At 72.6% G+C, this 9,065-nt stretch carries 7 protein-coding genes; all 7 read right to left on the bottom strand.

Going from position 1 to position 9,065, the window contains the following annotated elements; genetic code table 11:
- Positions 1 to 27: 27 nt before the first annotated feature.
- The 7 genes from QOZ88_RS21970 to QOZ88_RS22000 all read right to left on the bottom strand — a co-directional run bounded on the left by QOZ88_RS21970 (position 28) and on the right by QOZ88_RS22000 (position 8,972).
- Complete coding sequence (locus tag QOZ88_RS21970; RefSeq protein ID WP_306001820.1) at positions 28 to 1,590, bottom strand: sugar ABC transporter ATP-binding protein; 1,563 nt, start codon at positions 1,588 to 1,590, stop codon at positions 28 to 30.
- A gap of 53 nt (positions 1,591 to 1,643) precedes the next feature.
- A complete protein-coding gene (locus QOZ88_RS21975) occupies positions 1,644 to 2,810 on the bottom strand; it encodes a sugar ABC transporter substrate-binding protein (RefSeq protein ID WP_306001821.1) in 1,167 nt (388 codons plus the stop codon).
- Between the two features lie 70 nt (positions 2,811 to 2,880).
- Complete coding sequence (locus tag QOZ88_RS21980; protein WP_306001822.1) at positions 2,881 to 3,909, bottom strand: ABC transporter permease; 1,029 nt, start codon at positions 3,907 to 3,909, stop codon at positions 2,881 to 2,883.
- A gap of 226 nt (positions 3,910 to 4,135) precedes the next feature.
- Complete coding sequence (locus QOZ88_RS21985) at positions 4,136 to 5,305, bottom strand: MBL fold metallo-hydrolase (RefSeq protein ID WP_306001823.1); 1,170 nt, start codon at positions 5,303 to 5,305, stop codon at positions 4,136 to 4,138.
- Positions 5,306 to 5,420: 115 nt separating this feature from the next.
- Complete coding sequence (locus tag QOZ88_RS21990) at positions 5,421 to 7,154, bottom strand: CocE/NonD family hydrolase (protein ID WP_306001824.1); 1,734 nt, start codon at positions 7,152 to 7,154, stop codon at positions 5,421 to 5,423.
- A complete protein-coding gene (locus QOZ88_RS21995; protein WP_306001825.1) occupies positions 7,147 to 8,094 on the bottom strand; it encodes an MBL fold metallo-hydrolase in 948 nt (315 codons plus the stop codon). Before QOZ88_RS21995 ends, QOZ88_RS21990 begins: the two co-directional genes overlap by 8 nt.
- Positions 8,091 to 8,972, bottom strand: a complete 882-nt coding sequence (locus tag QOZ88_RS22000; protein ID WP_306001826.1) for an alpha/beta hydrolase — start codon at positions 8,970 to 8,972, stop codon at positions 8,091 to 8,093. Before QOZ88_RS22000 ends, QOZ88_RS21995 begins: the two co-directional genes overlap by 4 nt.
- Positions 8,973 to 9,065 lie beyond the last annotated feature (93 nt).

The raw sequence follows: 9,065 nt of genomic DNA on the forward strand, positions 1-9,065 counted from the left end.
CCCCCCCGGGTCCGACATCGGCATCTCTCAGCCGTTCGCGGCCGGCGGGGCCGCCGACCGGAGCCGCTTGCGGATGTGGCCGGAGAAGATCGACTCGACCACCTCGTCTGGGGTGAAGTCCCCGGTCAGCTCGCGAACCGGCCGGCCGTCGCGGAACACCAGGACCCGATCGCAGAGCATGGTCAGCTCGGTCTCGTCCGTACCGGCGACGAGCACCGCGCAGCCCTCGGCGGCCGCCCGGCGGACGGCCTCGCTGATGGTCTGGCGGGCACCGACGTCCACCGCCTGGGTGGGCTCGTGCAGGACGAGCAACCGCGGACCGGTGGCCAGCCACTTGGCCAGCAGCACCTTCTGCTGGTTGCCGCCGCTGAGCTTCCCGACCAGCTGGGACGGGTCCGGGGGGCGGACGTCGAGCCGCTCCACCCACTCGCCGACGACGGCGGTCTCCGCGGCCCGCTCGACCGGGAGGACTGCGGAGCGGGTGCGGCGCCGCGGCAGCAGGACGTTGTCGGCCACGGTGAGCTCCAGCGCCAGGCCCGCGTGCTCGCGCCCCTCCGGCACCAGCGCCACGCCGGCCGCGATCGCCGTCCCGACGTCGAAGCGCGCCAGGTCGTGGCGGTCCTCGCCCAGCTGCAGGGTGCCCTGCCGGGCCGGCCGGGCACCGGTCAGCAGGTAGGGCAGCTCGTCGTGCCCGGAGCCGGCCAGGCCGGTCACCCCGACCACCTCGCCGGGGTGCAGCTCCAGGTCGACGCCGGCCACCAGCTCGCCGCGCAGCCCGCGGACGGCGACTCCGCCGTCGGATCCCGTGGGAGCCGGCCCGGAGGGAGCCCGGCGGACGACCTGCTCCAGCGTGCGGCCCATGATCGCGCGGACCAGGTCGTTCTCCGTCAGGTCGGCCGTGGGCAGCCCGGCCTCGACCACCACGCCGTCGCGCAGCACGGTCACCCGGTCGGTCGCCTCCAGCACCTCCTCCATGTGGTGGCTGATCAGCAGGGCGGCCGTCCCGGTGGCGACGACGTCCTCGAGCATGTCGTAGAAGTGCTCGAGGCTGGCGCGGCTGAGCGAGCGGGTGGACTCGTCGAACACGATGAGCCCGCGCCCGGGGGTCGCGTGCTGCAGCGCCCGCGCGATGGCGACCGTGGCCCGCTCCTCCTCGGAGAGCTCGCCCACCCGGGCGTCCAGCGGAACCGGCCGGCCGAGGCGCTCGAGCACCGCGGAGGCGTCGCGGCGCTCCTCGTCCCAGCGGATGGCGCGGGTGAGCGGGCTCGCGCGGAACCGGCCCACCCGGAGGTTCTCCACCACGGTGAGGTCGTCGACCAGGCCGAGGCTCTGGTGGACCACCGCCAGCCCGCGCGCCGCGGCCTCGCGGGGGCGGACGGGGAGCCGCAGCGGCTCCCCGTCCACCAGCACCCGGCCGCCGGCGTCCGGTGCGTGGTACCCGGTCAGGACCTTGGCGAGCGTGGACTTGCCGGACCCGTTCTGCCCGATCAACCCGTGGATCTCCCCGGGCGCCACGTCCAGGTGCACGTCGCGCAACGCCTGGAACCGGCCGAAGGTCTTGGCGACCTTCTCGACGCTGAGGCGCACCATGCCCGTGCCCTCCTCGTCCGTGGCGGGTGCCGGGGCCTCCGCGACGGCCGGGCTCAGTTCTGGCCCCAGAGCGCGGCGAACTGCTGCTCGTAGTCGGTCGGGCCGAACCACTCGCCGGAAGCCTGGGCTTCCTCGGTGAGCTCGATGTCGCCGATGTTCGCAGGAGTGAACAGGCGGTAGGAGACGTCGTACTCGGGCACCTCCTGGCCCGCCACGAGCCGGAAGATGGCATCGGCGGTGGCCCAGCCCTGGTAGCGGAAGTTCTGCGCGACGTCGGCCTGCAGCTGCTGGTCGTCGGCGAGCTGCTGCAGCCCGTCCAGGGAGGCGGCGGCCGTGCCGATCTCGATCTGGGCCGCGTTCGGGGTCTGCTGGATGCCGGCGATGGTGGGCTGCACGAAGACCTCGAACTCGCTCAGCACGTAGCCCGTGTCGGGGTTGCTCAGGATCGCCGCGCTGGTCGAGGAGGGGATGAGCGGGAAGTTCGAGGCGGAGACCTCGTTGACGACGACGGTGCAGTCGGGGCAGTTCTCGGCGAACGCCTCCTCGCCGGCCTCGGCGAAGGCGACGGTCGAGGGGTTGTCGGTGACCTTCTGGAGGACGACGGTCGCGTCGCCGCCGGAGTCGACGGTCATCCAGTCGGCGACGGTGGCCACCATCTCCGACGTCGGGGCGTTTACGTAGGCGAGCGTCTCGTCGGCCGGCTGCTCGTCGCTGGGAAGCTGGTTGCCGATGATCACCGGGATACCGGCCGCGCGGGCGGCCTCGATGCCGTTGGCCGCCATCCCGTAGGGGATGGAGTCGGTGACGATCGCCGCGGCGCCGGCCCCGATGGCCTGCTCGAGGCAGCCGCCGACCTGCGAGGGGTTGGCGCCGCCGTCGCAGACCTGCAGATCGACCCCCACGGTGTCCAGCGCCTCGCCGATCTTCTCGCCGTACAGCTGGAAGACGCGGTTCTGCGCGGTCAGCGGGATGTAGTAGACGGTCTGTCCGGCCAGCGCCGACGGGTCGACCGGCTCAGTGGGCACCTCGAAGCTGTCCCGCGGCTCCATCGCCGCCTCGACGTCGGCCTGCACGTCCGCGAGGGCGCCGTCGGCAGCTCCGCTCGCACCGGACGCGCTCTCGGAGTCGGAGGCGGTGGTGCCGGGGGAGCAGGCGGCGAGCAGCGCGACGGCGAGGACGGCGGCGCCGGTCGAGCCGATCGTGGAGCGGCGGATGCGCATGGGGGGAGAACCTTTCGACGTGGGGGTCGGTGCTCAGGGGGGGTGGAGGAGAGCGGGGCCGGACGGCGGATCAGCCGGTGCGGCGGTGGAGCAGCGTGGAGACGGTGACGGCGACGACGAGGACGCCGCCGTAGAAGACGCTGGTCACCCAGCCGGTGTAGCCCAGGAGGTTGAGGCCGAGGATGCCCGTGGCCAGGAAGTAGACGGCGATCCAGGCGCCGAGCGGGTTGAACCGGCCCGGCAGGAGGATCGCGGTGCCGAGGAAGGTGGCCGCGAAGGTCGGCAGCAGGTAGGTCTGCGACGAGCCGGGATCGAAACCACCCACCGCAGCGGCGGAGAGCACGCCGCCGAGACCACCGATCACACCGGCCGCCACGAACGCGCCGAAGCGGATCCGGTCGACCCGGATGCCGGCGAGCCGGCTCACCTCGCGGTTGGCCGCGACGAAGCGCATGTTGCGGCCCAGCGGGGTGACCATGAGCACGTAGGCGAACCCCAGCATGAGCAGCAGACCCCAGTAGAAGGAGACCGGCAGCCCGGCGACCCGGTACAGCGAGATCTCGCCGAACTCACGGGGCAGGCCGCTCGTGGTGGTCAGGTCGGTCAGCCACAGGGCCACACCGAGCAGGAGCGTGCCCATGCCGAGGGTGACGACGATGGTGTTCACACCCAGCCGGACGACGAGGACGCCGTTCACCGCCCCGACCAGGGTGGCCGCGACGATCGCGGCGAGCGAGGCTCCCCACACGTTCCAGTCGTGGTCGACCACCAGGACCGGCAGCAGCGTGGCCGACAGGCCCAGGACCGAGGCGACCGAGAGATCGACGAACTCCCCCACGCAGATCGTGCACAGCAGGGCAGCGGTGAGGAACACCAGCGTCTGCTGGCTGCTGAAGATCGTCTGGAAGGTGCCGGTGGTGAGGAAGCGGTCGGGCTCGAGGAGCCCGTAGACGGCGATGAGGGCCAGCCAGACGCCGAGGACGGCGAAGCGCGAGGCGAACCTCCCGGCGGACGAGGGCCCGCGGTCGCGGAGAGGAGCCGGAGCGTCCGGGGGTGCGGACGGCGCCGCAGCAGCGGGCGTCGGGGTTGGTGCGGGCACGGCGGCCTCCTGCGGCACGTCGTTGTGGCGGAGCTAACAGTCGTGACAGGCTGGCAGCTCATTAGACACTGTGTCAAGACGCACGTCGAGGCGTCACATCGCGGCTCGGTGTTGCTCCATCGAGTCGGCGAAAGCGCTGGTGGGAGCCGTGCGGCAGGCATGCCTCGGGCCGCGACGCCGGGGTGGACGTCGCGGCCCGAGGATGGTGTGGTCGGTGCCGGGCGGGTCAGCCCACGCGCAGCTCCATCAGGTCCTCGCCGACGATCAGCCGGCCCGAGTAGCCCGTGCGTGCCTGCTGCCAGCGCCCCATCGCGTTGCCTTCCGGCAGCAGGTGCGTGAGCACGAGGTTCTTCGCGCCGGCGGGCTCGGCCACGTCCCGGCCGACCTGCTCGATCGTCGTGTGCGACTCGATCAGGTGTGCCCCGAGGGGCACGCCGATCTGCGCCGGCAGGGTCTGCACGAGGCGGTCCACCCAGAGCGGGTCGATGACCTCGTGCACCAGGTAGTCGGTGTCCGCCGCCAGTTCGATGAGGTTCTCGCTCACGGTCGTGTCGCCGGACACGGTGACGGAGCCGTCCGGGGTGTCGAGGCGGAAGGCGAACGACGGCGCGGTCGGCCGGTGGTCGACCAGCGTGGCGGTGATCCTGACCTCCTCGTCGGCCCACACCTCGAACGGTGCGACGCGCGGCGGAACACCCGCCGGATCGATCTCCCATCTCCCCGTCAGGTCGATGTCCTGCACGTCGAAGAGGTTCTGCGGCGGCGCGAAGGCGGTGTCCCGGGCGCGGTCGTTGAAGTCGGCGGCCCAGGCCTGCTGCAGGTGCCGGGTCATGCCCGCGATGCCAGGCGTGGGCTCGGCCGGGTTGAAGACCGGCGGCGGCTGCTCGCCGGCCAGACCCCGGTACTCGGGGAGGCTGCCACGGTCACCCGGGCCGAAGACCCGGATGGGCGGAGCGGCCCGGTCCCGGCCGGCCGTGTTGATCGGTCCGGTGGCGTAGGTCGCCGGCCAGTCCAGCAGGTGGTCGCTGTGCATGTGGGTGAAGAAGATCCCGCGGACCTGCGTCAGCGCGGTGGCCGCCCCGGTCGGGCCGGACAGGCCGCTCTGCCGCAGCCGCAGGAGCGACCCCAGGCCGAGGTCCACGACGTACACCCGATCCCCGTACGCGACGGCGGTGGAGATGCCGAACCGCTCACCCGCGAGGAAACCGGGTCCGCCCGCGGTGCCCAGCAGGACCAGGCGGGTGCGTCCCTTGCGACCACGGCCGGTCGGGCCGGGCGCCTGGGCGTGCGCGGGAACCGCGCCGGCAGCGAGCAGCCCGCCCGCTGCGGCGGTCGCGCCCAGGACCTTGAGGAAGTTGCGCCGGTTGGACTCGGGCAGCGAGGGATCTTCGGCCACGCGAGCTAGGACGTCACACATCTGTTCTCCATCTCGTGGGGGAGTGCTCGGCTCTGCGATCGGATCGGCGCCGCCGCGGCCGTCGAGGGATCGGTCGCGGGCGCGCTCGGACGTGCTACCGCGGCTCGGTCGCGCGCGTGGTGTAGGGCAGCACCAGCCGCGACGGGTGCTGCGCGTCGCGGTAGACCTTGTGGGTGACCGGCCGGCCCACCGGGAGGTGGAAGGCATCCGGCGGCAGCAGGGAGTTGTGGTCGTCGGCCAGCGGCTCGTCGTTGGAGAGCTCGGCCACCAGCCGGTGCCCCGGCAGCAGGGTCGCGGCGAACGGGTAGAGCCGCAGCACGTACTCCTCGATCACCCCGGGCTCGACCGGCACCGCCCGGATGTGCGGGTGGTACGGGTTGCCCTCGGTGGTCCGCTCCTCGTCCAGCTCGCGGTGCGAGGCCTTGAGGTAGCCGGTGGTGAGCAGCTGGCGCTTCCCGTTGGGGGCGGTATCCCACAGCCGGAGGATGAAGTTGGTGTCCGGCTGGTCGATCTCGACGAACAGGTGCGCAGCACCCGTGCCGACGAGCTCGGTCGGCTCCTCGAACGGTGCGGTGCTCCAGCTGACGATCTGCACCTCGTCGGTGACCGTGAGCGGCGCCTGGTAGAAGCCGTCCGGCGCGGCGTGCTCCGGGCCCATCAGCTCCGGCCGGGCGGCGAGCTTGCCCCGCGGGCGCAGGTAGAGCGGCCGGTGCTCGACCGGCTTGGGCGGCCACTGTTCGGCGGTGACGACCTCGCGCGAGCCCTCGACGAACACGCTCACCGCAGGGGAGTCCATGACCCCGTTGTCGACGCCCTTGAGCCAGTACTCGTACCAGCGGAACATCTCGTCGTGCTCCTCGACCCAGGGGCGCGACTGCATGGGCGGGTAGGAGCCGATGACGAGCTTCTTGGGACCGGTCAGGGTCTCGAACAGCTCGATGTGCCCGTCGACGGTCCACCCGCGGCCCTGGTCGATCTGCAGGTAGACCGGGATGTCGATGTTCCGGGCCAGGTTGATCGGGTTGCGTTCCTCGTACCACTCGCCGTCGAGCTCGTTGAGCACGATGTCGAACCACGCCTCGTGGTGCTTCGGGTAGTTCAGGACGTGCACGAGGTTCGGCCAGGCGGCGACGTCGGGATCGGCCAGTCGCTCGGCGACCCGCTTCGCGACCTCCTCCTCCGAGTACGTCTCGAGCATCCGTGAGGTGATCCGGTCGGTGAACGCCCAGCCGGAATCGCCGCCGCGGCCCTCGCGAGCCGCGCGCGGCATGAACCACATGATCCCGCCGTGGTACGTGGTCTCGTAGAAGTCGAAGTGCCCACCGGACACGAAGATCGCCTTCAGCGACGGCGGCCGCTCGGCGGCGGCCAGCACCTGCATCGAGCCGTAGTAGGAGATGCCGATCATGCCGACGTTGCCGTCGCACCACGGCTGCGCCGCGACCCACTCGATGAGGTCGTAGGCGTCCTGGCCCAGCGACACGCCACCGGCGTTGTAGTTGCCGACGTGCTCGCCCTCGGACGCTCCGGACCCGCGCAGGTCGCCGATGACGTGGACGTAGTCCTCGGCGACGACGCGGGCGATGTCGCCGGCCTCGATGCAGCCGTCCCACATGGGGCTCGGGCGGCGCTGCGGCGGCATGGTCAGCGCGAGCGCCTGCAGCTCCTTGCCGTACGGGCTCAGCGCCACCAGGGCGGGGCGCGGCTTGTCCTCGCTGCCTGCGTAGGCGTCGGCGACCAGCGTGACGCCGTCGCGCATCGGGACCCGGAGATCCTTGCGGACGGCGATCTGCTGCCCGCCGGCGTCGATCCGTCGGATGTCAGCCATGGGCGCGCGTCTCCTTCTCGAACAGCGTGCGGTAGCCGTGCAGCGTCGTGAAGAACGGCGACGGCTCGAGCGTGGGGTCGCCGGTGTAGCCGAGCTCCTCGGCGACGCGGGCGAAGGGGGAGTGGGCCGAGCCGGTCTCCTGGACCCCGGTCGCCAGGTACCGGCGGGCGGCCACGGAGACGCGGGCCTCGATGTCGAGGCTGCCCTGCAGGGCTTCGGCCGCCTGCTCGCGGTCGAGCTCGACGCCGTAGGGCACACCCTCGGCGGTGCGGTACGGGTGGCCGAGGTACAGGTGCCGTGGGCGGACGACATCGCGCAGGTGCTGCAGGCTCGCGCGATAGGCGCGCGGGTCCTCGAAGCCGGGGAAGCCGTTGGCCGCGCCGTGCACCTGGACCGCGTCGCCGACGAAGACGTCGTCCTGGCCGTCGACGACGTAGGCGACCGACCCGGCGGTGTGGCCCGGGATGGCGTGCACCGAGACGGTGACGTCGCCGCCCAGCGACAGCGTCTCGCCGCCGCGGACCAGCACGTGCGGCTCCATCTCGCCCGAGATCGCGCCGGCGGCCATCGCCGTCTGCTTCGCCTCGGCCTCGGGGGCGGAGAGGTAGCGCGCCCGCACGTCCAGGTAGTTCTGCACGTGCGTGCGCCGCGACCGCAGGTACCGGGCGTCGGCCTCGGCGATCACGACCTGGGCCCGGCGGCCGGTGAGCTCCCACAGCGCGTGGGCGCCGCCGACGTGGTCGATGTGCCCGTGGGTGAGCAGGATCCAGCGGACGTCCTCGATCCGGCGGCCCAGGCCCTCGAGCGCCGGAGCCATGCCCTCGGCCGGGGACGAGGCGACGCCGGTGTCGACGATCGCCGGCTCCGGCGCGTCGATGTAGAAGCTGTACAGCCCGAACCGGCCCCAGGGCGAGACCAGCGGGTGGATGTCGACGGTCATCCCTGGACCCCGCGCAGACGGTGCTCATTCAGAAACATGGCGGTCTCCCGGTAGACCCGGGCGAACTCCGGGATCCAGGAGAAGTGCTGCACGAAGCCGTGGCCGGCACCCTCGTACCGGCTCACCGTGGACGGCACGCCGGCCTCGGCCAGCCGCCGGCCGTAGAGCTCACCCTCGTCGCGCAGCGGGTCGTGCTCGGCGGTGACGACCAGCGCCGGAGGCAGGCCGGAGAGGTCGGCGCGCTTGATCGGCGAGACCAGCGGATCGGCCGGGTCGGCGCCGCTGTCCAGGTAGAAGGCGTTGAACGGCTTGAGCCCGGCGGTCTCCATGCCGTAGCCCACAGCGTTGTCCCGCAGCGAGGGGTAGCGGTCCTCGTCGAAGTCCAGGTCGAGCGACGGGTAGAAGAGCACCTGGTGGGTGATGCAGTCACTCTGTCCACTGGCGATGGCGTCGTCGTGGGCCATGGCGGCGACCGCGGCGACGAAGGTGCCACCGGAACTGTCGCCGGCGATCGCGAGGGTGCCGCCGTCCCAGCCCAGCTCGTCGCCGTGCTCGGCGACCCAGCGGACGACGCCGTAGCAGTCCTGCAGGCCCGCCGGGAACGCCGCCTCCGGCGCTCGGCGGTAGCCGACGGAGACGATCGTCAGGCCGGTCTCCTCGGCCAGGTTCCGCGCGACGTGGTCGTGCGTCTCCAGGCTGCCGAGGAAGAACGCGCCGCCGTGGAAGAACACCAGCACCCCGGAGGAGCCGGCCTCGACCGGCGAGTAGATCCGGACGGGGACGTCACCGGCCGGCGTCGGCACCGTGCGGTCCTCGACGGCGTGCAGCGGCAGCCGGTCGGCGAGCGGTGGGACGTGCGCCTCCTCGCCGGCGCGCATGGCGACCGGGTCGAGCGGGCCGGGGGGGGGGGGGGGGGGGGGGGGCCCCGCCGCCCCGCCCCGGGGGGGGGGGGGGGGCGGGGGGGCGGGGGG

Origin of the sequence: Blastococcus carthaginiensis (assembly GCF_030731085.1) — a bacterium.
Classification (GTDB): Bacteria; Actinomycetota; Actinomycetes; order Mycobacteriales; family Geodermatophilaceae; genus Blastococcus; species Blastococcus carthaginiensis.